The sequence below is a fragment of the Nocardia sp. NBC_01327 genome (genome assembly GCF_035958815.1).
Classification (GTDB): Bacteria; Actinomycetota; Actinomycetes; order Mycobacteriales; family Mycobacteriaceae; genus Nocardia.
In genome coordinates this window covers 1631757-1655124 of the sequence record NZ_CP108383.1, presented here as the reverse complement: position 1 = coordinate 1655124, position 23368 = coordinate 1631757, and the positions used below count along the sequence as shown (strand labels likewise).

At 67.2% G+C, this 23368-nt stretch carries 19 protein-coding genes; 6 read left to right on the top strand and 13 right to left on the bottom strand.

Going from position 1 to position 23368, the window contains the following annotated elements; all coding sequences use genetic code 11:
* The first annotated feature begins 164 nt into the window (after positions 1-164).
* Together OG326_RS07070 and OG326_RS07065 are read left to right on the top strand one after the other, a co-directional pair.
* Positions 165-494: a WXG100 family type VII secretion target gene (locus OG326_RS07070; RefSeq protein WP_327143800.1), complete on the top strand. Its 330-nt coding sequence runs from the start codon at positions 165-167 to the stop codon at positions 492-494.
* Positions 495-532: 38 nt separating this feature from the next.
* Complete coding sequence (locus OG326_RS07065; RefSeq protein WP_327143799.1) at positions 533-835, top strand: WXG100 family type VII secretion target; 303 nt, start codon at positions 533-535, stop codon at positions 833-835.
* Between the two features lie 256 nt (positions 836-1091).
* Here the strand turns inward: OG326_RS07065 and eccCa are convergent, their stop codons facing one another.
* The gene (eccCa, locus tag OG326_RS07060; protein ID WP_327143798.1) at positions 1092-5117 is read right to left on the bottom strand and encodes a type VII secretion protein EccCa; all 4026 of its coding nucleotides are present in this window, start codon (positions 5115-5117) and stop codon (positions 1092-1094) included.
* A gap of 166 nt (positions 5118-5283) precedes the next feature.
* Between eccCa and eccD the strand changes: the two genes are divergently transcribed.
* Positions 5284-6744 carry a type VII secretion integral membrane protein EccD gene (gene eccD / locus OG326_RS07055; protein WP_327143797.1) on the top strand — a complete coding sequence of 487 codons (1461 nt, stop codon included), beginning with the start codon at positions 5284-5286 and terminating at the stop codon, positions 6742-6744.
* Between the two features lie 24 nt (positions 6745-6768).
* Positions 6769-8256 carry a type VII secretion-associated serine protease mycosin gene (gene mycP / locus OG326_RS07050; protein ID WP_327143796.1) on the top strand — a complete coding sequence of 496 codons (1488 nt, stop codon included), beginning with the start codon at positions 6769-6771 and terminating at the stop codon, positions 8254-8256.
* 5 nt (positions 8257-8261) lie between these two features.
* Here the strand turns inward: mycP and eccB are convergent, their stop codons facing one another.
* Positions 8262-9737: a type VII secretion protein EccB gene (gene eccB, locus OG326_RS07045; protein ID WP_327143795.1), complete on the bottom strand. Its 1476-nt coding sequence runs from the start codon at positions 9735-9737 to the stop codon at positions 8262-8264.
* Positions 9738-9851: 114 nt separating this feature from the next.
* Here eccB and eccE point away from each other — a divergent pair, with 114 nt between their 5' ends.
* Positions 9852-11498: a type VII secretion protein EccE gene (gene eccE / locus OG326_RS07040; RefSeq protein WP_327143794.1), complete on the top strand. Its 1647-nt coding sequence runs from the start codon at positions 9852-9854 to the stop codon at positions 11496-11498.
* Here eccE and OG326_RS07035 read toward each other — a convergent pair.
* The 3 genes from OG326_RS07035 to OG326_RS07025 all read right to left on the bottom strand — a co-directional run bounded on the left by OG326_RS07035 (position 11486) and on the right by OG326_RS07025 (position 14634).
* Positions 11486-12040: an NADPH-dependent FMN reductase gene (locus tag OG326_RS07035; RefSeq protein WP_327143793.1), complete on the bottom strand. Its 555-nt coding sequence runs from the start codon at positions 12038-12040 to the stop codon at positions 11486-11488. The genes eccE and OG326_RS07035 overlap by 13 nt on opposite strands.
* Positions 12041-12343: 303 nt before the next feature.
* On the bottom strand, positions 12344-13714 hold the full coding sequence (locus OG326_RS07030) for an NAD-dependent epimerase/dehydratase family protein (protein ID WP_442790925.1): 1371 nt from the start codon (positions 13712-13714) through the stop codon (positions 12344-12346).
* A 104-nt stretch (positions 13715-13818) separates the two neighbouring features.
* Positions 13819-14634 (bottom strand): S-methyl-5'-thioadenosine phosphorylase, encoded by an 816-nt coding sequence (locus OG326_RS07025; RefSeq protein WP_327143792.1) that lies wholly within the window; start codon positions 14632-14634, stop codon positions 13819-13821.
* A gap of 94 nt (positions 14635-14728) precedes the next feature.
* Here OG326_RS07025 and OG326_RS07020 point away from each other — a divergent pair, with 94 nt between their 5' ends.
* A complete protein-coding gene (locus OG326_RS07020; RefSeq protein WP_442790924.1) occupies positions 14729-15085 on the top strand; it encodes a metal-sensitive transcriptional regulator in 357 nt (118 codons plus the stop codon).
* A 3-nt stretch (positions 15086-15088) separates the two neighbouring features.
* Here OG326_RS07020 and OG326_RS07015 read toward each other — a convergent pair whose 3' ends face one another.
* From OG326_RS07015 to OG326_RS06980, 8 genes are all read right to left on the bottom strand, one after another.
* On the bottom strand, positions 15089-16072 hold the full coding sequence (locus OG326_RS07015) for a nitrilase-related carbon-nitrogen hydrolase (protein ID WP_327143791.1): 984 nt from the start codon (positions 16070-16072) through the stop codon (positions 15089-15091).
* A 113-nt stretch (positions 16073-16185) separates the two neighbouring features.
* Positions 16186-17148 (bottom strand): helix-turn-helix domain-containing protein, encoded by a 963-nt coding sequence (locus OG326_RS07010; protein ID WP_327143790.1) that lies wholly within the window; start codon positions 17146-17148, stop codon positions 16186-16188.
* A gap of 108 nt (positions 17149-17256) precedes the next feature.
* Positions 17257-18132: a nitrilase-related carbon-nitrogen hydrolase gene (locus OG326_RS07005; RefSeq protein WP_327143789.1), complete on the bottom strand. Its 876-nt coding sequence runs from the start codon at positions 18130-18132 to the stop codon at positions 17257-17259.
* Positions 18133-18200: 68 nt separating this feature from the next.
* A complete protein-coding gene (locus OG326_RS07000) occupies positions 18201-19184 on the bottom strand; it encodes an AraC family transcriptional regulator (protein WP_327143788.1) in 984 nt (327 codons plus the stop codon).
* Between the two features lie 400 nt (positions 19185-19584).
* Positions 19585-20550 carry a helix-turn-helix domain-containing protein gene (locus OG326_RS06995; RefSeq protein WP_327143787.1) on the bottom strand — a complete coding sequence of 322 codons (966 nt, stop codon included), beginning with the start codon at positions 20548-20550 and terminating at the stop codon, positions 19585-19587.
* Between the two features lie 200 nt (positions 20551-20750).
* Positions 20751-21602 (bottom strand): tRNA pseudouridine(38-40) synthase TruA, encoded by an 852-nt coding sequence (gene truA / locus OG326_RS06990; protein WP_327143786.1) that lies wholly within the window; start codon positions 21600-21602, stop codon positions 20751-20753.
* 80 nt (positions 21603-21682) lie between these two features.
* Positions 21683-22195, bottom strand: a complete 513-nt coding sequence (rplQ, locus tag OG326_RS06985) for a 50S ribosomal protein L17 (RefSeq protein ID WP_327143785.1) — start codon at positions 22193-22195, stop codon at positions 21683-21685.
* Between the two features lie 48 nt (positions 22196-22243).
* A complete protein-coding gene (locus OG326_RS06980; RefSeq protein WP_297621177.1) occupies positions 22244-23302 on the bottom strand; it encodes a DNA-directed RNA polymerase subunit alpha in 1059 nt (352 codons plus the stop codon).
* Between the last annotated feature and the right edge of the window lie 66 nt (positions 23303-23368).

Genomic DNA, 23368 nt, shown 5'->3' with positions numbered 1-23368 from the left:
CGTACGCACTGGTCAGCGAGACCGATCCTTGGGTAGTGTGCTGGCCAATTGCTGTAACAGGGGTGGAACCGCCGGGCCAGGGCCCTCGTCTAATCACTGTGTAAAGGTCGTCAGCCCGCGCTGTGCTCGACACAGTGTGTTCGAACTGATTGAAAGGAGGCACCGTGGCCGGTGCATTCGAAGCCAGTAATGAGCTCATCCAGGCCAAGGCCCAGGAGTTCAAGAAGACGCACGACATGCTCATGCACGCCATCGCGGATCTGAAGCGCGATGAGGACAATATGACGGTCGGCTCGAACTGGCAGGGCGGCGCGCGCGATGCGTTCAACGCCTTCATGGAGCGCTATTACTTCCAGGCCGACAAGCTCAACGACAAGCTGGTGCAGACGACCGAGAACCTCATTCGGGTCGGCTCCAACTACGAAGAGCACGACCAGGACTACAAGGCCCAGATCAATGCGCAGGTCTCCAGCCTCGACCTGCCGCCCGTGTAACCCGAACCGGACGCACACACTTCAGTAAGGACAGCACCATGGCAGCAGCGAACGGTCAGGTCATCTCCGCGCACTTCGAAGGCGTGGCGGACGGCGCGAACTCGGTCATCCGCCGGGCGGAGCACATTCGCGACCAGCTCGAAGCCTTCCACCGCAGCGTGGAGGAGTTCGTCACCAACAACTGGAAGGGCGACGCCAACGAAGCGTTCGCCGATATGCAGCGCACCTGGAACACCCATGTGGCCCAGCTCAACGCCACCCTCAGCGGCGCAGGCACCCTGGTCCGCACCGGCAACGCCGAACTCCAGGCCAAGGACATCGCCCTCGCCGGCCTGTTCTGACCCACAGCACCTCCAATAGCGCGCCCCGGCAAATACGTGCCGGGGCGCGCTGGCTTATGTGCCGGGCGCGCCGGCTTTCGCATGACGGGGCGCGCTGGTTCGCGAAGTCGTCGCTATCAACACTGTCAGGCAGCCCCCTCCGTCATCCCGGCATGCCCCTCCGTCATCACGGCATGTTCTTGGCCGGGATCCACGGTGGATCCCGGCCAAAACCGCGCCGGATGACGGGGATGCGACTGACGAACAGCTCGGCGAGTTATGCCGGTGGGAGCCAGCCGAGTTGGATGAGGTCTTCGCCGGAGCGGGTGATGTAGGTGCCGCGGCCGGGGGGCATGAGGGCGGGGCGGGCGTTGCCGAAGAGGATGCCCTCGTCGCGGCTGCAGCTCATGATCAGGGCGGCGGAGTTGAGTTCCTTCATGCGGTTGAGGGTGGCTTCGTAGAGGGCGCGGCCGGCGCCGCCGGAGCGGCGGGCGATGATCAGGTGGAAGCCCAGGTCCCGGGCGTGCGCGAGGTGATCCACCAGGGCGTGCAGCGGATTGCCGGTGGCGGTGGCGACCAGGTCGTAGTCGTCGACGATCACGTACAGCTCGGGCCCCTTCCACCAGGAGCGATCCCTGAGCTGCTGCGGCGTCACATCGGGGCCGGGCATGCGCTGGGTGACGTAGGCGGCCAGATCGGTCATCTGCTGGGTGAACTGCGGTGCGGTGGAACCGTATCCGGCGAGATAGCCCTGCGGCACCGTGCCGAGCATGGTGCGCCGATAGTCACCCATGATGATGCGCGCCTGATCGGGGGTATTGGACGCGCAGAGGGACTGGACGATCGATCGCAGCAGCGTGGTCTTACCGCTCTCCGAATCACCGATGATCACGAAGTGCGGACTGACGGTGAAGTCCAATTGCGCAGGGGCCAGCTCGGATTCGGTGATACCGATCGGGAACCGCAGCGTCGGCTGATCCGAATCCACTGCGGCAGGCCGATTTCCGGCCAGCGCGAGCAACTCTTCGCGGGGCAGTCGCTCCGGGAGCATGCGCACACGCGGTGCGGGACGACCGGGGGTCCGTTCGGCAATAGCCGAAACCGCCTGTGCCACCCCGATTCCCAGTGTCTGCGGATTCGGGTCACCGTCGATACGCGGCAGCGCGGTGAGCATATGCAGCAGATCGGCGGTCATACCGCGACCGGGCCTGCCCATGGGAACCAGCGCCGCGAACTTGCGCCCCAGATCCGAATCCATGGGATCACCGAGCCGCAGCTCGATGCGCGTGCCGATCTGATCCTTCAACGCGGGCCGCGCCTCCGGCCAGCGCGCCAGCGAGATCACCACGTGCACCCCGTACGAAAGCCCCTGCACCGCAAGGTTCATGACGGTCTGCTCCAGCGCCTCGAACTCCTGCCGGAAGCTGCCGTAGCCGTCGATCACCAGGAACGCGTCACCGAACGGATCCTCGTGCGCCCCGGCGGCGGCCGAGCTCACCGACGGATCGAGCGCCCGCAGCCGCCGGAACTCCGCCATGGATTCGATGCCGAGCTGCCGGAACCGCGCCTCGCGCTGCCGCACGACGGTCACCATCTCGGCGACCGTGCGCCGCACCTTATCGCTCTCTATGCGACTCGCGACCGTGCCGACATGCGGCAGCCCCTCCAGCCCGACCAGCGTGCCGCCACCGAAGTCGAGCAGATAGAACTGCACCTGTTCGGCGGTGTGCGTCAGGGACATTCCCATGACCAGCGACCGCAGCGCCGTCGACTTCCCCGACTGCGGACCACCGACCACCGCCACATTGCCGCGCGAACCGGACAGATCCACCACCAGCGGATCCCGGCGCTGATCGTAGGGCCGGTCGACAATGCCGATGGGGGCGCGCAGGGCGGCGACCGGATTCCAATCCCCGGTGAGCACCGACCGCGGCACCAGCTGATCGAGCGTGGGCGCCGCATCCAGTGGCGGCAGCCAGATCTCGTGCGCCGCCCGCCCGTGCTCCCGCACCCGCGACACCAGCATCTGCAAATTGGAGACCTGTTCGGCATCCGATTGCGCCGGCGCCAGTTCCGCCGGCGCGGGCAGCGGAATATGGTCCTCGGTACGGAAATCCACGTGAATGGCGGTGAACGGCCGCGCGGTGATATCGATAGCCCCGCCCACCGCATCCACCGCGACATCACGCTGCGAGCCGACACCCGCATACGGCCCGGAAACATACGAGGACTGGAATCGCACGATCTCACCGGAGTCGGACTTCAGATAGCCGCCGCCGGGATTGCCCGGCAGATTGTAGGCATCGGGCACACCCAGAACCTGCCGGGATTCATTGGCGGAGAAGGTCTTCAATCCGATCCGATAGGACAGATGGCTCTCCAGCCCCTTGAGCCGCCCCTCCTCCAACCGCTGCGACGCCAGCAGCAGATGCACATGCAGCGAGCGGCCCAGCCGCCCGATCATGGTGAACAGCTCGGCGAAATCCGGGTGCTGCGACAGCAATTCGGAGAATTCGTCCAGCACCACGAACAGCGCGGGCATCGGATCGAGATCCGCACCGGCCGCGCGCGCCTTCTCGTATTCAGAGACATTGGCGAAATTGCCTGCCGCGCGCAGTACTTCCTGCCGGCGATTCATCTCACCGGCGAGCGCATCGCGCATGCGGTCGACGAGATCGGCCTCCTCCTCCAGGTTGGTGATAATGGCCGCGACATGCGCCACCCCCTCCAGCCCGAGGAAGGTCGCACCGCCCTTGAAGTCGACGAGCACAAAATTGAGCTGATCGGGTGAGTGCGTGGCAATGAGCGAAAGCACCAGCGTCCGAAGGAATTCCGACTTGCCCGAACCGGTCGCGCCGATGCACAGCCCGTGCGGTCCCATACCGCCCTCGGCGGCCTCCTTGATATCGAGCACCACCGGCAGCCCGTCCGCCCCGACGCCGAACGGCACCCGCAGCCGTTCCCGCCCGTAGCGCGGCTGCCAGGCGCTCTCCGGATTGAACGCGCCGAGATCACCGAGGCCCAGCAGCTGCGACCAGCTCGATATGACCTCGCCCTCGTCACCGGTATCGGCACCCGCGCGCGGCAGCGCGGCCCGGTACGGCGCGAGTCGCCGCGCCGCCTGCTCGGCCTCGCGGGCAGTGATGCGATCGATGACCGCGAAGCGCTCCATGACGCCGGTGGCCCCGCGTCCGGCGCACTCACCGTTCTCCACCAGCATCTGAATGCCGCGGGAGGCGGCCAGCCGTGGCGCGTACCCGCACAGGTCGATCACGGTGACGCCTTCGAAACCGTTCTCCCGCAGGGGATCTTCCTCGGCCTCGAGCAGTCCGCCGTCGACCACGAGCACGATCTGCGTCAGATTCGGGTTCGGCGGCTGATTGCGCGAATAGCGAACCCTGTTGTGCAGCAGCGAATGCAGACTCGCATGCGCCTCGCGAATGGATCCGTACACCATGCGCTCACTGCCGACGCCGTCCTGCGCCTCCGGATGCTGGGTGTGCGGCAGCCATTTCGCCCATTCCCATTCGCGCGCGGTATCGGGTCCGCAGACCACGGCGACGAGTACCTGATCCGGGCCCTGAAACATGGCCAGCTGCACTAGCATGGCCCGCGTCATCTCGCGGGCCTGCGCCCGGTCTCCGGTGAGCTGCACGCTCGCGAAGCCCTTCACCGCCAGCGCCGTCGGCAGATCCGGGACCGTCGAATGAGTCCGGACGAAGCGTCGCAGCGACACCGCAGCTATCGGCTCCAGCTCCTCCACCGGACCGGTCTCCGGGGCCACCAGCCGGGTGGCCAGACGCTGACTGCCGAGCCCGATGCGGGCATGGCAGAAATCCTTGTCGCCGGGACGTCGCTCCCACATCCGCGTGGTGCCCGCGAGCATCCACACCACCCCCGGTTCGGGATGACTCCACTCGACCGCCGCCCGCTGCTGCCCCGCCGTCTCCTCGACATCCCGCCGGACCTGGTCGAGATAGCGCAGATAGTCCTTGCGGTCCTCATTGGCCTCTGCGGCTTTTTGTCCCTTTCCTCCCTGACCTGCGTACATGCCGATCATGGAGAAGACCATCATCATCGGGAACATCAGACTCATGGGATTGGTGGCGATGCCGCTGCCCGAGGTGAACATGAGCACGACCATGCCCAGCATGCCGACGCCCATGACCAAGGGCATGAGCTTGGAAAACAGGTTCGCTGGAATATTGCGCGGAATCTCCGGCGGCGGCTGTAGCGTCACCTCGCCACCCGGTGAGCGCGGAATCTCCCGGCGTGGACGGCGCTGGAATCGGACGGTGCTCATCGCGTGCAGAATCCCCCATCGGATGTCTGGAATGCGGGGCTCAGTGTACGTCCAGCGATCGTGATGACGTACAGTGCGGGCAGCATTTCTGCATATCCCGGCGCTGCGACGGTGGTTTCGCGCGCACTCAGAGGGCACAAAAGACGCACACCGAGGTGGGGGCAGCGTGACCAACGCGCGAATGGACCATATCGACGACGCACGCGGCACCGTCCGCGCGCCGGACCTCGCACGCGTCACCCTGCTGGCCAAGCACACCCAGGTCGATATGGCCATTCCCATCGATGTGCCGGTCGCCCTGGTCATCCCCAGCGTGGTCGATATGGTCGCCCAGCACAGCCGCACCAATGACTTCGACAATGACGGCGAACACTTCGAACCGCACGAATGGGTGCTCGCCCGCATCGGGCAGCCGCCGCTGTCCAATTCCCTCAGCCTCGCCGAACAGGGCGTGCGCGACGGCGAACTGCTCATGCTGGAAAGCGCCGAACACACCGCGCCCACACCGCTGTTCGACGACATCATGTACAACGTCGCCATTGCCGACGCCGAACACTTCCGCGGCTGGTCACCCCGCACGGCCCGGCTGACCGGGTCCATGCTGGCGGTGCTGACCATGCTGGTCGGCTGTCTCGGTCTGCTGGCCGCACCCGATGCCGTCTCCGGCTGGGTGAGCGGCGCCGTCGCACTGTTCGTGGCCGTCCTACTGGTGGTGTCGAGCATGGTGCTCAGCCGCATGTACCGCGATACCGCGAGCGCACTCGTGCTGGGCGGCTGCGCACTGCCGGCGGCGTTCAGCGCGGGCTTGCTCGTCGTCCCCGATCACTACGGCTGGGCGAATCTACTGCTCGGCGCGGTATTGGCCGGTGCCACAGCGATTCTCGCGTGGCGGGTGAGCGGCGTCGGGCTGGGCCTGTTCATCGGCGCGACGACCCTCGCCGCCTATCTGGTGCCCGCCGCGCTCGTCGGCCTGCTCACCCATCTCCCCTCGAAGGCGATCGGTGCGGGCGCAGCGGCGCTGGGTTTGGCCGGATTGTCGCTCGCACCAAGGCTTTCCATGCTGCTCGCCCGGCTGCCGCTGCCACCGGTGCCCGCACCGGGCACGCCGATCGACCCCACCGAGGACGATCCGGACGATCATCGCGCGCTGCCCAGCCTGGACGCCCTGCGCGTCAAATCCGAACGGGCCCGCAGGTATCTGGCCGGACTGGTCGCCGCCACCACCCTCGTGGTCGCGGCGGGCGCACTGACCGCCACCGACCCGCATGCGGCCGGCGCCTACTGGCCGGGCCTGGCGCTCGCCGTGGTCTGCGCCGCTGTCCTGATGTTCCGCAGCCGCACCTACGCGGGCGCGGAGCAGGCCGTAATCCTCATCGCCGGTGGCGCGGCCATGCTGCTGATCCTGCTGGGCGGCGCGGCTTTTCTGCTCGACCAGCCCCTCGCCGTCTTCGGCGCGGCCCTGATCCTGCTGGTGGCGGCGCTGGTACTCGGCATCATCGTGCCGCGCCAGCAGGCCACCCCGCCGCTGCGGCGCGCGGTGGAGCTGCTGGAGTACGCCTTCGTCGCCGCCGTTGTGCCCCTGGTGTTCTGGGTGACGGGCCTGTACTCGCTCGTGCGCGGGCTCTGAGCGCGGCCGACGGCGGACACTGCGATGAGTACCGAGTATCCCCGCGCCATGGCGACGGACTCCGCCCTGTCCCGGCGCAGCCCCGGACTGCGAACGATCGCCGCCACGGCGGCACTGGCGTCGACGCTGTCGTTCGGTATCGGCATCATTCCCGCAGCGGCGCAGGCGAATCCCGGTGCGGCCTACGCCGATCGACCCCCGGCCATCGATCCGGGCCTGCTGCCACCCGGAGGTCCCGCCGCCCCGCCCGGCAAAACGGAGCACCCGGCCAACTCCCCCTGCATCAGCACCCAGGCCGGCGGCGACGGGCCGACCATCCCGCCCACCCAGCGCGCCCTGGATCTGGAGCACGCCTGGCAGTTCTCCCGTGGCGCAGGCCAATTGGTCGCCGTCATCGATACCGGGGTCTCCCCGCATCCGCGCCTTCCCGGCCTGATTCCCGGCGGCGACTATGTCGCCAATTCCGGTGACGGCACCGAGGACTGTGATGCACACGGCACGATCGTCGCCGGACTCATTGCCGCGAATCAGGTGGGCGGCCAAGGCTTCTCCGGCGTAGCCCCGGACGCCCGGATCATGACCATCCGCCAGACCAGCGCCATGTACCAGGCCGAGGGCGCGGGCCGCGACAAAGGCCCCGACGATATGCCCGACGGCTACGGCAAGATCTCCGCGCTGGCCTCGGCTGTGCGCCGGGCCGCCGACGCCGGGGCCCGCATCATCAATATCTCCCTGGTGGCCTGCCCGACCACCCGGCCGGAGAGCACCGAGATGGGCGCCCTCGGCGCGGCGGTGCGCTACGCGGCCGTGGAGAGGGACGTTGTCATCGTCACCTCCGCGGGCAATACCGATAGCTGCAAGGCGAGCAATCCCGGCCTCGACCCGCTGCATCCGAACGAGGATCTCTGGGATCACGTCAATTCGTATGTGGCCCCGGCCTGGTGGGACGACTACGTGCTCTCCGTCGGCTCCATCGATGCCTTCGGCCAGCCCTCGAAGTTCACCGTCCCCGGCCCCTGGGTGGGTGTGGCCGCGCCCGGTGAGGACGTCATCTCCCTGGACCCCCGCAATACCGGCCTCACCACCGCCAAGATCACCAATCAGGGCCAGGTGAACCGTTACAGCGGAACGAGTTTCGCCGCGCCCTACGTCTCCGGCGTTGCGGCGCTGCTGCGTTCACGCTTCCCCGATATGCCCGCGCACGAGGTCATTCAACGCATCGAGGCCACCGCGCACGCCCCCGGCGAAGGCTGGAATCCGTATGTCGGTTACGGCGCAGTCGATCCCGTGGCCGCACTCACCGCGGAGATACCGGACGACCTGCCGCCCAAGCAACCCGGCGCCGCCAAGGATCAGCAGTTGGCCCTGCCCGCCCCGAAACCCGCACCGGACAACACCGCTCGCAATGTGGCACTCATCGGCACTGGTATTGTCGGCGTCCTGCTGGTGCTGGGCTTCCTGGCGTCATTCCCCCTGCGCCGCCGGTTCGGCATGCATTCCGACGACGCCTGAGCCGCTCAGTTCTGTGCTTTGACAGGATCTTTCGCCGGATTCGGGTCGGGGTCGACACCATCGTGCGCCACCATCGCGGCCTCACGGCTCAATGTCGGCCCGGACGCGATCACACCGGCGATCGACCAGGGCGCGGGTTCCGGCCGCACCGATTCCGGGTCCATGCCGAGAGCTTTGGCCGATTCCAGATTCTTGATGCCGTATCGCACACCGTAATCGGAGATGAAGAACAGGCTGTCGCGCCGCTGACTATCCGGTTCGATACCGGTGGTCTGCACGTACGCGCCCGAGCCCGGCTTCATATAGAAGCTGTCGACCGCCGGGCCGTTGCCGTCGGCCTGGGCCAGCGGCACCAACCGGGCGCGGTCCGGAATCGGCACGGCATGACCGGTCAGCACCGCCAGATCGGCATGCTTGCTGCCATCGGCCTGATCGGCGGATTCGACCGGCCGCCAGGACAGGCAGTCGACGGGCTGATCCTTACCGTCCACAATGCTGGGGGCGCGATCCGGATAGTTCGCGACCGGCAGCGCCGAGGACACCGGCGCCCCGGTGCGGTCGGCCTGGCCGATGTGATCGTCGGCGGCCGTGGACCGGTAGGCATTGCGCACGATATCGGCGGTCAGCGCCGACACCGGCTGCAGCCCGTCCGCGAGCACCACATAGTTCTTGTTATCGGTGCGCACCTGCACCACATCACCGATGCGGTGGTCGCCGATCGAATAGTTCGGCGCCGCACCGGCATCCGCGATCTGCGGCGGCACGATCGGCAGCACCTCCGGAATGGCGTCGAGCAGCCCCGGACTGATCGGCCGCGGCGTCAGGCCGCGAATATCGAGGGCGTCCACCACGGCCCGATCGTTCATATCCACCTGCGCGCGCTGATTGTCGTAGACCAGATAGGTGTGATCACGCCCCTGTACGAGCAGGCCCCTACCCGAGTCCAGCCCGGATACCTTGCCCTGCACCGGATCACCAGCCAGCACCGAGGTGGTCAGCGTGCGACTGCCGTCATTGGCGAGCACATCGCAGATCGTCCAGGTGCGACCGCCCGACCTCGCGTCGAAGGCGAGCGAGGCGGGCGCGCCGGGAATGCCGATCAGCTGCCCGCGCGGCTTCTTCGCGAGTTCGGTCTCCTTCACCGTGGCGGGTTTGGCGGCCTCCCCCGCCGCCAGCCGCGCCGAAGTCAGGTTCAGCGCCGGGTGCACCACATTGTCGAGGACCACATAGACGGCCCCCGTGTCCTTGCCGATGAGGATCTTGCTGGAGCCGATCCTGTCCTGCGGCCGCAGTAGAGCAAGCACCCCGCAACCAGCCAGGGCGACGCACGCGAGAATCACTCCGACACTGAAGGCCCGCGATTGCGACCGCATCGGGTCGTGCAGCATCCGCACGTCCCTGCGCACCAGGGCGTGTTCCATGCGACGAACCAGGAAGCGATAGCCGCTCACCTGCCATCGGGTCGTCGGTTTTGACGGCATTGAAACTCCCCCGACCAGTCATTGCGTTCGCCGCACACAGTACAGTTCGGCACGATCTTCATACGCACTCGGCCACGAAGCCCGGGGGCCGAACCGGATTATTGGGGGACGACGATGGCCGCATCCGGCACCATTTCGCGCCCTGTGCTGGGCCGGATAACCCTGACAAACCTGCTGGTCGCTCAGTTGACCGCGGCGGTCGTGCTGGCCGTCGCGGTGGTCTGCGGGGTCCCGTTCCGGGTGGCCTTCGGCGTCGCCATAGCGTGCGGACTGGTCTTGTTGTTACCACTGGGCAAACGAACAGTTTGTGATTGGCTGGGCACCCGGATCGCCTTCCGCGCCCGCCGTCCGCACCCGGGCACCGACCTCATCGACTTCCACAGCGGCGACGGACGCTCACTCGGACTGTTCCGGGACGGCAGCCAGGTCGTCGCGGTGGTCGAGGTCCTGCCACCCAAGGGCGGACTGACCCGGCTGGGCCGCTCCACCGTGCAGGCCTCACATCTGCTGCCCCTGCCCGAACTCGCGAAAAGCCTTACCCAGCACGATATTCGGCTCGCCGGGATCGATATCGTCTCGCACGGTCACCGCAGTCGCTCCGGCACACCCGCGGGAGCCATCTACGAATCCCTGCTCGGCCCACTGCCCGCCACCGCGCACCGCACCGTCTGGCTGGCCATCGCCTTCGACCCGCTGCTGTGCCCCGATGCCGCCAACCGGCGCGGCGGCGGACTGGACGGCGCCTGCCGGGCCGTCACCATCGCCACGCAGCGCATCCTGCGAACCCTGGAGGATGCCGACTGCCCGGCTCGCACGCTGACCGCCCCCGAGATCACCAAGGCGGCCCTGCGGATCACCGCGGGCGTGGACCCGCGCGAGCTCACCCAGCACTGGCGCTACACCGAATTCGGCAACAGTGTGAATATCGGTGCGGCCGTGGACCCGGCGCGACTGGACTCCGAACAGCTGGCCCAGCTGTGGGTGCCCGCCTCCCGCGGCACCACCGTGGCGCTGCGACTGCGGCCCGGCCGCACCGCCGACACCGTGCGCATCGGCGCGGCCTGGCGGCTCACCACGCGAGAACTGCCGCAGGAGCAATTGCAGCGGCACATGATCTCCATGAACGGCCGCCACCGCGAGGGCCTGCTCGCCCACCTGCCGCTGGCGGTGCCCGGCCTGGACGGCACCGTCCCCACCGAGGTACGCGCCGTCGCGGACATCGGTGCGGTACAGCTGGCCTCGGCCGGCTGCGGACAGCTGCTCGGCTCCGATGACGAGGGCAATGGCGTCGCGGTACGTCTTGTGGGCCAGGGCATTTCGAGCGTGTACGTCTCCGGGGAACTGTATCTGGCACAGCAGCTGGTGTTCCGCGCGCTGGCCGTGGGCGAGCGCGTCCTCATTCGCACACAGCGGCCGGACGCCTGGGAGCAGTTGATCACCACCATCGGCAATCCCGAACGCCTGACCCTCGCCGCCGAAACCCATGAATCCGATGCGGGATTCACCGCCGTGGTGGTGGACGGTGTGCTCGCACCGGCGCCGCACGCCGGCGTCACCACCCTCTACCTCGCGGGCGATCCGCTGGGCTGGCCGGGCGCGCGGCCCGATCTGTCCATCGTGCAGCCGGAGGCGACGGGGAATCGCATCACCCTGCGCACCGGCACCACACAGGTGGAACTGAACTTGGTCTCCATCCCCCGCGAATCCACGTACATCGGACAGCCCCGCGCGGCGCACGCCTTGACTGGTCAGCCCGGATAAGGCTCGCCGGCCGCGCGCAAAGTCCTTCCCCACCAATCGAGTTGACGCAGCAGGCGCTGTGCCGCATCGATGGCCGCACCGTCCCAGGTCTCGCCCTCCGCATCGAACTTCCGCTTGGCCTCATGGAAGCTGACGGTCTCGCGGATCGACACCATATGCACCTCCGCCACCACCTGCCGCAATTGCTCCACCGCGCGCAGCCCGCCCGACAGACCGCCGTAGCTCACGAAACCGATCGGCTTGCCCCGCCATTCACGCTTACCGGTATCGAGCGCGGTCTTCAACGCCGCCGGATACCCATGGTTGTACTCCGAGGTGACCACCACGAATGCGTCTGCCGCATCGATCCTTTCGAGATACGCCCGCACCTCGTCCGTCACACTCAAATCCACCGGCAGCGACGTATCGATGAGATCGATCACCCCCACCTCGAACCCCTCATTCGCCCGCGCCACCCGCAGAAACCAGTCCGCGACCACCGGCGCGAACCGCCCCGCCCGCACACTCGCCACGATCACTTCCAGCCGCAAGGGAGTACTCACCGCACCATCCTCCCCTGCCCCCCTCCACACCACACCAAACAACGCGCGTCCCCGCCGAACAGTCCGCATAACCACTGCGCGACGCGAAAGCGGGCTGCGCGATACCGGGCCGGGCTGCGCGATGTGCCCGCACACACCCCATGCGCATCACACAGCGCGCGTCCTCGGCATACAGCCCCTGCGGGGGCTGCGCCATGAGTAAACGGGCTGCGCAATGTGCCCGCAGCAGTCTTCGGCCTCGGCTGGAGAGGTCGCGCCGTCAGCGGTGACTGCGAGGCGCGGTTCGGCTGTGGGGTGTTGGCTTCAGAGGCGGTCGGCGGAGCTGGTGGCGTAGGCGGCGAGGCCGGCTGCCGGGGCCGTGCGGGCGGTGAAATCCAGTGCGTGGCGGGCACGTTCGGGATCGGCGACCAGATGCCGGATATCGGTGATCCGATACTGCCCGGTCACAATGGGTGACGGACCGTTGAGCGCCTTCGACATGGTGGCGGCCACCTCCCACAGCGTGAGCGGCCGCCCCGAGGCAATATTCAGCGGCACGAACCCCGCCAGCCGGCGCTCGACGGCGGCCACGGTCGCCGCGGCGATATCGCGCATATGCACAAAATCCCGGACCTGCCCGCCGTCCTCGAAAACCTGCGGCGCCCGCCCGGCCAGCAGCTCCGCCCGAAACCGCGCCGCCACAGCCGATTCCGCCGACCGAATTCGCCGCGCACCCACCGACTCCCCGTACACATGGTGATACCGCAGCACCGTCGCCGCCGATCCGGTACTCGCGACCCACGCCAGCGCATAGTGCTCCTGCGCCACTTTGCTTGCCGCATAAGCGCTCCGGGGCCGCAGCGGCGCATCCTCGCCCAGCGGTTCCCAGGTCAGCAGATCACCCGTGCGCGGCGCCCGATGATCGAACAGCCCCCGATCCAGATCCGCTCGTCGCCGCAATCCGGGAAAGAACGGCCCGCCCCGCCCCGCCCGATACCGTCCCTCGCCGTACACGGCCACCGACGATGCCAGCACCAGCCGCCGCACCCCGGCACGCTCCATGGCCGCGAGCAGGATCGCCGTCCCCGCGTCATTGTGCGTGGCGTACAGGGCGGCCTGCTGCATCTCCAGCGGCCCCGGCCGCGCGGCCCCGTGCCCTGCCTCCCCCACCGGCGCCCGCACACACGGCCCGGCCCCGTGCCCGACATCCTCGCGCCGCCCGGAACCCGCCCGCCCGCGCCCACCGGAGTGGCCGAATTCGTGTGCCCCCTCCGATCCGGGGCCGGACTCCGGGCGGTCGCCGTCACCCCCGAGCGGCCGAACCGGTCCCGAATCGACACCGCCGGGCTCGTCATGCTCGGCGGCCGGCGGCGTGGAGGCGCGACCGGGCGCACTGCTCCCCGCTCCGGACCGCAGCACCGACAGATCCACGACCGGGACCGCGGCGGCCAGATGACAGACCACGTCCACACCGCGCAGCAGCGGCTCCAAGGCATCCGGATTGCGAATATCTACGAGGGAAACCCGCTCGGGCGCAGTGACATTCGTCCCGTGCACGGCTTCGAGCATGGCATCCACGGCAATGACCTCATGGCCCGCGACGAGCAGGGCGCGGTGCACATGGGAGCCGATATACCCGGCCGCACCGGTCAGCAGTACTCGCATCCGGTCGGCCTGCGGTCCGCCTTCGCTCATGGCTTCCAGCGTAGGCGACCGGCGCGGATACGCGACCGGGAGATATACGTAGGCCCGGTCCGACCTGGGAAGATCGGACCGGGCCTACGTCAGCAGGGTCGGAACTACGGCAGTTCGAACGGCAACTGGACACCGGTGCCGGAGTGCACGCTGCAATCCGCGCAGGTGTCGTCGCCCTCGACGGCGGCGACGGCCCGGCGCACCAGCGCCTTGAACGGCACCAGGTTTCGCTCGAATTCGGCGAAGACATCGATGGCGCTGACCCCGTGCCCGGATTCCACCCCGGCATCCAGATCGGTGACGAGAGCGATTGCGGAGTAGCACATTTCGAGCTCACGGGCGAGCACGGCCTCGGGATGCCCGGTCATATTGACCAGCTCCCAGCCCAGACCGGCGAACCACTGGCTCTCGGCGCGCGTGGAGAAGCGCGGGCCCTGCACCACGACCATGGTGCCGTGATCTTTGAGCGGCAGTTCGGCGCCGGCGGCCGAAATGGCGGCGGTGCGCAGTTCCGCGCAGTACGGGTCGGCGAACGAGACATGCACGCCACCCGCGTCGAAGAAGGTCTGATCCCGTCCGGAGGTGCGATCGACCAGCTGGTCCGGCACGGCCACGGTGCCCGGACCCCAGTCGGCGCGCAGGCTGCCGACCGCGCAGGGCCCGAAGATGCGGCGCACGCCGAGCGAGCGCAGCGCCCACATATTGGCCCGGTAGGGCACCGTATGCGGCGAGAACTCGTGCTTGCGCCCGTGTCGCGGCAGGAAGGCCACGGAACGCCCCTCCACCTCGCCGATGGTGATGGGCGCGCTCGGCGCGCCGAAGGGGGTGTCGACCTCCACCGTGGTCGCATCGTCACCGAAGAAGTCGTAGAACCCGCTGCCGCCGATAATGGCCAGCGTGGCCCGAGGATCCGAACTCATGCCGCAATTCTTGCGCATGCGCGCATGAGTGGTGCTACCAGGCCCGGCCCTGTACCCTAGGGGGGTATTGACGCCGGGAGTGAGGAAATCGACGGTGACCAACGAAGAGACCACCACCACCGAGCCGTCGGCACCCGACCACGCCGAGCCGTCGGCCCATGACCACTCGACGCACGGCTACATCACCGCCAAGGACGACTACCTCAAGCGCCTGCGCCGGATCGAGGGTCAGTCCCGCGGCCTGCAGCGCATGGTCGAAGAGGAAAAGTACTGCATCGACATCCTGACCCAGGTCTCCGCCATGACCAAGGCCCTGCAGGCCGTCGCCATGGGCCTGCTGGAGGATCACATCAGCCACTGCGTGGTCGACGCGGCCATCGCGGGCGGCCCGGAGGCCGAGGCCAAGATCAAGGAAGCCACCGACGCCATCGCGCGTCTCGTGCGCTCCTGACCCTCAGCAGGCGGCGGTATCGCCCGGATACTGCCCGAGCGTGAGCGGCACGGCCCAGCGTTCGGCGCCCAGCCGGCGCGCGGAACCGGCGCGCGTGGCCCGGGGCGCCTGCTGACCGCCCTTCCGAAGCCGGTGCTGCAGTGTGAGATCCGATTCCGAATCCCCGGTGCGGGTGGTATCCAGCTCCAGATCGGCGAACAGAATGCCCTCCGCGCCCTCATCGAGCGGTGTGACGACATCGGTGCCGTCGGCCCCGTAGATCCGCGCCCGGCCGCTGCGCGTGACCACCGGGGCGCCGCCCCGGCCCGCCCAGGCCGCATCGGCGACCACCACACAGGGCGCGACCACATACGCACCCGCCTCCAGCGCGTACATACGGCTCACGGTGACACTCGAATCCGGTCCCGGCGCTTCACCGTTCAGACCGCCCGGCCAGGCCGCCACGTGGATCTGCTCCTCGTCCGCACGCAGTGCGCGGGTGAGCAGCGGGCGCTGATTCTCCTGTCCGGTCAGCGCACCGACCTTGCCGATGATGCTGTGATGCACGGTCGGGAGATTCGGTGTGCCCGAAGCGAATACCTTGCGCTCGACACTGTTGAGTCCGGCTTTTCGCCGCACCGAAATCAGCTGACCCATTTCATCTATGACGGCCTGTGCCATATAGATTCGGCGATCCTGCCGTTCCCCGAATCCCAGCACCACCTGGACGCCGTAGTCCCGTGCGGCGGCGGTGATTCGGCGCATTTCCGCGCCATCGCGAATCATCGAATTTTCGCGGCACCGAGTCGAGTACTCGACGTTCCACTGATTGGATTCCACCCAGCGCCACCACGGATAGCCCGGGAGGAAGGTCTCCGGGAATGCGACCAGGCGCGCTCCACCCGCAGCCGCTGCGCCGATCAGTTCAACGACATGCTCGACACCTTCGGACAACCGCAGCCATTTCGGCTCGGCTTGGACCGCAGCGACTCGCACCGTATTCCTCATCCGACTTCCTTCATGGAAGGTCATGCTTTCGAATGGCCTACAACGGCACCATGGCTACCTGTGCCGGATTACCGACCTTCCATGCCACTGCGATGTTCATACCAATAAACAGTTCAAACCAATGTACGGAATGCGCCCGGTGTTGTCCCCATTTCCGTGCGGAAGGATCGGTAGAAACTACGCTCGGTGAGGAAACCCGAATCGCGTGCCACCGCGGACAGCGGCAACTGCGGTGCGGTGCGCAACAACTCGCAGGCACGTTCGATTCTCATGCGGCGCAACACCGCTCCCGGACCGCCTTCGAACTCACCGAACACGCGATACAAGGTACGCCTCGACATTCGGCAACCCTCGGCGATTCGATCAACTCCGAGATCCGGATCGGCGCAGTTGTCGCGCATGAACGCGAGCACCCGCTGACGATTCAGGGCATCGGCCGACTGGTCCCTGGCCACACCGCCCGAGGCCGCGACCACCGCCGCGGCCAGCAGGTCCACACCGGGCTCGGCGAGCAACGCCGCGCCACCGGGATCGGTGTGCTGCAATCGCGCGACACCGCGGAAGAATTGCGCCACGATTCCGGCCGAGCTTTCACCCGAAAAGCTGGTGGCCGTCGGCACTTCGGTACCGATCACTCCGTATCTCTCGCGGAGCTTGCTCATCGGGACCTGTAGCACGACCTGTTCCCACTCCTGGTCGAATTCCCAGTGATAGGGCCGAGAGGTGTCGTAGAACACGATCCCGCCGGGACCGACTTCGGCGACCCGTTCATCCTGATGCAACCGCGCGGTGCCCGCGAGCGGAATACTCGCGAGCAAGAACTCGTCCTCGGCCCGCGCTATCAGCTGACCGGTCCGCTGTATCACCTGCGGGGTCGATCCGACCACCGTCAGATCGAGATCGCCATATCGCGCATGCTCGATATGGCCACGAAAGAGTCCGGTCGGAGTCGGCGAAACCGCAAGTGGCACATAGGCCGCACTCACATGCGCTTCCCAGCGCTCGAAAGCCTCCACCGCCGACGCTTCCACTCCGGATCGCACCTCGATCCGATTGACCTCCGCAGACCTATCCACTCCCCATCCCTCGACAACCATCGGCGGCCGCTGACCGGCCGAATACCGGGCAGTGTGTCAGATTCCGGAACAGCGGGCCAATAGCCGCGAATCACAATCGGCACACCGCTATGCGGCGGACTCGCAACTGAGCTCGAGTTCGAGATCCGCGTACAGGATGCCCTCCTCGTGCCCACTCAGCGGAGCCGCCAGCTCTTCTCCCCCGGGCGCGTAAATGCGCGAGTGCCCACCGGGGCCCCGCACCAGCTGTTTCGCGGGTTCCGCACCGCCACGGCGACTTTCACTGCCCGCCACATCCATAACCGAACAGGCGGCGATCACATTGAGATTGCCCACCACCGCATACCAGAGCGTGGCTGCATTGTTCACCCGCACACCCCAGTCCACATCCCGCGCGATGATGAAACCCGGCCACGAGACGATATGCACCTGTGCGCCCGTGCGTTCCAATTCCTGGCGCGCGGGCAGGTGCAGTTGCTCGGAGCCGCCCTGCACGCCGATGCGGCCGATATCGGTGCGGAACACGTACGGCTCCGTCACCTCACCGGAGCGAAAGATGTGGTGCTCCAACGGCGTCAGCTCGGGCTTGCGGCGCACACCCGCCAGCACACCGCGATCGTCGATGAGGCACTGCGACATGTACAGCGCACTGCCGCAGCGCTCGCTGAAGCCCAGCAGCACGTGTATCCGATGTCTGCGCGCGGCGTCGGCGATGCGCCGGAACTCGGTGCGGCCCACCGTCATCGAATTGGTCCGGTATCGGGCGAAGAACCCCTGACCCCAGCTGACCGAATCCAGCCACAACCACCACGGATAGCCGGGCAGAAAGGTCTCCGGGAAGGCCACCAGTTGCGCACCGCCGGCCGCCGCCGTCTCGATGAGTTCGATGGCCTGCTCAACCCCCGCGCGCAGGTCCAGCCAGCGCGGTTCGGCCTGTACGGCAGCTACGCGCACCTTTGTCGGCACCTCGGCTCCCTTCGACACGATGGGGATGATCTGTGCCATCACCCTTCGCCGAACGACTGCCGGGTGCAGCGACATCCCGTGCCGAGCTACCGACCTGGTGTGCCTGGGTCCAATTGGGCGCGGAATTGCCCTGGCGTCTGCCCGGTTTCCTCCCGGAACGCGCGATAGAAGTGCCGGTCCGTGGCGAATCCGGAAGCCGCGGCAACGGCCGCGAGCGGCCGGTTGAGATCGGCGCGCAGCAGCCGGCGCGCATGCTCGACCCGCATACGGCGAACCAGCGCCGCGGGACCGCCGAAGCCTTCGCACAGCCGATACAGGGTGCGGCGCGAGACCAGGCAGGCATGCGCCACCTCGTCCACGGTGAGCTCCGGATCGGTGAACCGGCGACGGAGGTACGCCAGCACCTGCTGACGCGTGTACAGCGAATCCGAGGGGGCGGGCGAGGTGCGCCCGGTCGCCAGCAGCACCGCGGAGGAGAGCATGCCCGCAATCTCCGAATCCAGTACCGTCGCGGCCTGATTCGTCTCATCGGGCGGCAGTTCGGCCAGGCCGCGGAAGAAGCCCGCCACCACACCGAGCGCACCCGTGGTCGGCATCGGCGTGGCTATCGGAAGTTCGTCACGCACCAGACCCGCGTGCTCGAGCACCAGATGCATGGGCGCGCGCACGATGGCGGACACCGAGTTCTCGGTGGTCAGGCTCTCGATCGGGCGGGCGCTGTCGAAGAATGCGATGGAACCGGCGGGGCTGTCGGCGATCCGGCCGTTCTGCTCGGTTCGGTTCTCGCCCTTCACCACAATGTTCACCAGCAGGAATTCGGCGCTGGCCTGCTCGATCTGGCGTCTGGTGCGAAAGAGGCGCTGCGCACTGGCGGACATGAGCGTGAAGCTGGAGCGATCGAACTGCGTGGTACTGACCTTGCCGTGCCAATGTCCCTGGGCCAGCGGCTCGATCGTCGAGGGCAGCACGGCATCGCCGACGATCGCCTCCCACTGCTCGAACGCCTGACGAGCCGAAGTGTCCGAACTGGAGCAGACTTCGGCGGCGCTGGCGGTTGCCGCGTTACCCACTTCAGCATCATCCCACCCCGAAGGCCCCAGCAAACGAATTTGCATCCGTTTGAAACAGGCGAAACGGACTAGTTGGCGGTATTCCGGACAGTCCGCCTACCCGGTCGTCGGCGGCTCGACTGACGACCGGGCGGCGTCTCCGCATCGCATGACCCGGTCGGTCGGCATCATCGACGACAAACACGCACAGGGATGTGGAGCGCTGACATGCACACGGCGCATCACCCGGAGCACAATCGAGTGGCGCCCCGGGCACGAGCGATCAGCGCGAACCGGATGCTCCCCCAAGTATTCACATCGTTAGCCACGACGTGACTGCCCACTCGTGCCAGATCACTGACTATTCACGTCAGGTGGGTTTGACACCACATCGCGCACAATCCGCTTCGCGGCGTGCGCATCACGCGTGCACCGTGCGGAATTCCCCTGGTGTCATGCCCATCTCCCGCTTGAAGGCGCGATAGAACTGCCGCTCCGAGACGAATCCCGCGGCACGCGAGATCGAGAGCAGCGGTCTTGTCGGATCTGTCCGGATCAGCGCGAGTGCGCGCTCGATCCGGGTGCGCCGCAGCATGGCGGCCACACCGTCCTCCCCGTTCTCGAACAGCCGGTACAGCGTGCGCCGCGATACCGCACAGGCATTCGCCACATGGTCCACCGTGAGCCCCGGGTCGGCGAAGTGTCGCTGGATATATGCCAGCGCAGCCTGTTTGGTCAGCGCCTGCCCCGGCTCATCGTGCGGGGTGTCCCCCACCGCCAGCTGCACCACCGAGGCGAGCAGCCCGGTGCCGTGCCGGGCCAGCACCGCCGCCTGATCCGGCGAGGTCTGCTGCAATTGCGCCAGCCCGCAGAAGAATCGGCCGACAATGCCGGCCGCGCCCTCCGGCGGAAAGCGCACCGCGGTCGGCAACTGATCCGAGGCCACCCCGGAGGCGCCCACCACCTGAGCCAGCGGCACCTGCACCGCGACCACACCCCAGGTCTGCTCGAAATGAGCGGTGAACGGACGCGAACTCACGTAGAGCATGAGCCCGAGGTCCGCCATCACCCCCACCCGGCCGTCCTGCTCCAGCCAGCCGTGCCCGTGCGTGGTCACGGTGGCGAACAGAATCGGTTCGTCCGGCTCCTGGATGAGCCGCGGAACCCGCGTGATGTGCTGCCCGCTCGCGGTCAGGGTGGAAACGTCCATATCGTCGAAGCGGGACTGCACAATGCGGGCCTTGAACTCCCCCGTCCGCACCGGGGTGACCACGAGCGGCACATAGGCCTGTGCCACCGCAGCCTCCCACTGCTCGAAGGTCTCCTTCTCGGAGACTTCGGGTGTGGACTGCACCTCCACCACTGCGGGCTCAGAGCCGCCGGTCATTGGCCGATTGTCGCACTATCGGCGGTGTGTGAAGTCGAAATCCCTTCACATCGTCCAACTTTCGATGATCGCAACCTGCAATACGAATCTTCACGGCGGACTTGAGGATTCACGACGAGGGGTTTCTGCGGCCGCAAAACAACTGCGACCCGAAAGGTGTCCGAGTCAACGAATCACCCTCCACGATAAGCGAATTCGCGTCAGTCGCCGCAGCATCCGGTCGGATCGGGCACAGTACGCATTTCGCGGGTCGCCATATTGCGAGCGGCAAGCTCCGAATCCACCGGATAGTCCACGGCGATGAGGCTCAGCCCATGCGCGGGCGCGACCGCGACGGCGCTCACGCGCTCACGCTCGTTCAGTAGCCCGCCAACCCACTCCGGTGTGCGCCGGCCCTCCCCGACCGCCAGCACCGCGCCGACCAGACTGCGCACCATGGACCAGCAGAAGGCGTCCGCACTGACATACGCGGTGAGCAGATCGCCCTCCCGCTCCCAGTCGAAACGCTGGAGTTCGCGAATGGTGGTGGCGCCTTCACGGCGGCGGCAGAAGGCCGCGAAATCGTGCAGCCCCAAGAGCTTTCGAGAAGCGGCCCGCATGGCCTCCAGATCGACGCCTGGGCGCGCGGGCGCCACGTGGCGGGTCTGCAGTGGTTCCGCACCGTACGGGGCGGTGGTGAGGCGATAGGCGTAGTGGCGGCGAATGGCCGAGAACCGCGCGTCGAATTCCGGCGGCACCGGGCGAATCCCGGTCACCCGCACATCCTTCGGCAGGAACCGCGCCAGGCGGTGCAGCAGCCGCGGGGCGTCCAGCTCGCCGTGCGTATCGAAATGCGCGACCTGGCCCTGGGCGTGCACACCCGCATCGGTGCGCCCGGCCACGGTCAGCACGATGGGCTCGCGCCGCACCTTGCTCAGCGCCTCCTCCAGCACGCCCTGCACGGTGCGCAGGCCGGGCTGGCGGGCCCAGCCGGTGAAGTCGGTGCCGTCGTAGCTGATGTCCAGCCGTACCCGAACCGAAACCGGCTCCGGCGTCTGATCCTCCACGGTCACAGCGATCTCCTGGTTAACATGAGTGAAGCCCGCCGACCCGGAGGGGACGGCGGGCTTCCTCATGGAATCCGATGGAAGACTTAGTCTTCCTTCTTCTCCTCGGCAGCAGCCTCGACCGGAGCGTCGGCAACGACCTCGGCCGGAGCGTCTTCGACAACCTCGGCCGGGGCCTCGGCGGCGACGGCCTGCTGCGAAGCGGCGACACGACGGGCCCGATCGGCCTCGTTGGTCACGGTCTTCTCGCGGACCAGCTCGATGATCGCCATCGGAGCATTGTCACCCTTGCGCGGGATGGTCTTGATGATCCGGGTGTAGCCACCCTCGCGACCCTCGAACGCAGGTCCGATGTTCGCGAAAAGCTCGTGCACGACGTCCTTGGAGCGGATCACCTTCATCACCTCGCGACGGTCGGCAAGAGTGCCGGCCTTCGCCTTGGTGACAAGCTTCTCGGCGTAGGGGCGCAGCGCCTTGGCCTTGGACTCGGTGGTCGTGATGCGACCGTGCTCGAAGAGCGCCGTCGCCAGATTGGCGAAGATCGCCTTCTGGTGCGACGCCGACCCGCCGAAGCGAGCACCCTTCTTGGGCTTGGGCATTGGAATCTCCTGTGTCTAAGACCGTTCGGGGCGCCCGCCCCATACGGCCTAAAGCTGTTCGGTCTCGGCGTAGTCCTGCTCGCCGCTGTCGGTGTCGCTGAACGAACCGCTGTCGCTCCAGGTGCCGCTCGCCGCGTCGTAACCGACGACGGAGGACGGATCGAAGGAGGCCGGGGAGTCCTTGAGGGACAGACCAAGCGAATGCAGCTTGACCTTGACCTCGTCGATGGACTTCTGGCCGAAGTTACGGATATCCAGCAGATCGGACTCGGTGCGGGCAACCAGCTCGCCGACGGTGTGAACACCCTCGCGCTTGAGGCAGTTGTAGGACCGCACGGTCAGATCCAGGTCCTCGATCGGCAGACCGAACGAGGCGATGTGGTCCGCCTCGGCCGGGCTCGGGCCGATCTCGATGCCCTCGGCCTCGATGTTCAGCTCGCGAGCGAGACCGAACAGTTCGACCAGAGTCTTACCCGCCGACGCCAGCGCATCCCGTGCGGAGATCGAGTTCTTGGTCTCGACATCCAGGATGAGCCGGTCGAAGTCGGTGCGCTGCTCGACACGAGTCGCCTCGACCTTGTAGGTCACCTTGAGAACCGGCGAGTAGATCGAATCCACCGGAATCCGGCCGATTTCCGCACCCGACGCCTTGTTCTGCACGGCAGGAACGTAGCCGCGACCGCGCTCGACAACGAGCTCGATCTCCAGCTTGCCCTTATCGTTCAGGGTCGCGATCTGCATGTCCGGGTTGTGCACGGTCACGCCGGCCGGGGGAACGATGTCCCCACCGGTGACGGTGCCCGGGCCCTGCTTGCGGACGTACATGGTGACCGGCTCGTCCTCTTCGGACGACACAACCAGGCCCTTGAGGTTCAGGATGATGTCGGTGACATCTTCCTTCACGCCCGGAACCGTGGTGAACTCGTGCAGCACGCCGTCGATGCGGATGCTCGTGACAGCAGCACCCGGGATCGAGGAAAGCAGCGTGCGGCGCAGCGAGTTGCCGAGGGTGTAACCGAAGCCCGGCTCCAGCGGTTCGATGGTGAACCGCGACCGGTTCTCGGACACAACCTCTTCGGTCAGTGTCGGTCGCTGTGAAATCAGCATGGATTTCTCCTCCTTCGAGCGTCCGCTATTTGACGCTCACGACTGGAAACTGTTGCCGCCCTGAAT

Excerpts from the sequence above, each read along its gene's own strand:
- OG326_RS07015 (WP_327143791.1), bottom strand. The coding sequence starts at position 16,072 with ATGAGGAATACGGTGCGAGTCGCTGCGGTCCAAGCCGAGCCGAAATGG.
- OG326_RS07030 (WP_442790925.1), bottom strand. The coding sequence starts at position 13,714 with ATGAGCGAAGGCGGACCGCAGGCCGACCGGATGCGAGTACTGCTGACC.
- eccCa (WP_327143798.1), bottom strand. The coding sequence starts at position 5,117 with ATGAGCACCGTCCGATTCCAGCGCCGTCCACGCCGGGAGATTCCGCGC.
- eccE (WP_327143794.1), top strand. The coding sequence starts at position 9,852 with ATGGCCGCATCCGGCACCATTTCGCGCCCTGTGCTGGGCCGGATAACC.
- OG326_RS07025 (WP_327143792.1), bottom strand. The coding sequence starts at position 14,634 with ATGAGTTCGGATCCTCGGGCCACGCTGGCCATTATCGGCGGCAGCGGG.
- rplQ (WP_327143785.1), bottom strand. The coding sequence starts at position 22,195 with ATGCCCAAGCCCAAGAAGGGTGCTCGCTTCGGCGGGTCGGCGTCGCAC.
- mycP (WP_327143796.1), top strand. The coding sequence starts at position 6,769 with ATGAGTACCGAGTATCCCCGCGCCATGGCGACGGACTCCGCCCTGTCC.
- OG326_RS06980 (WP_297621177.1), bottom strand. The coding sequence starts at position 23,302 with ATGCTGATTTCACAGCGACCGACACTGACCGAAGAGGTTGTGTCCGAG.
- OG326_RS07065 (WP_327143799.1), top strand. The coding sequence starts at position 533 with ATGGCAGCAGCGAACGGTCAGGTCATCTCCGCGCACTTCGAAGGCGTG.
- eccB (WP_327143795.1), bottom strand. The coding sequence starts at position 9,737 with ATGCCGTCAAAACCGACGACCCGATGGCAGGTGAGCGGCTATCGCTTC.
- OG326_RS06995 (WP_327143787.1), bottom strand. The coding sequence starts at position 20,550 with ATGACCGGCGGCTCTGAGCCCGCAGTGGTGGAGGTGCAGTCCACACCC.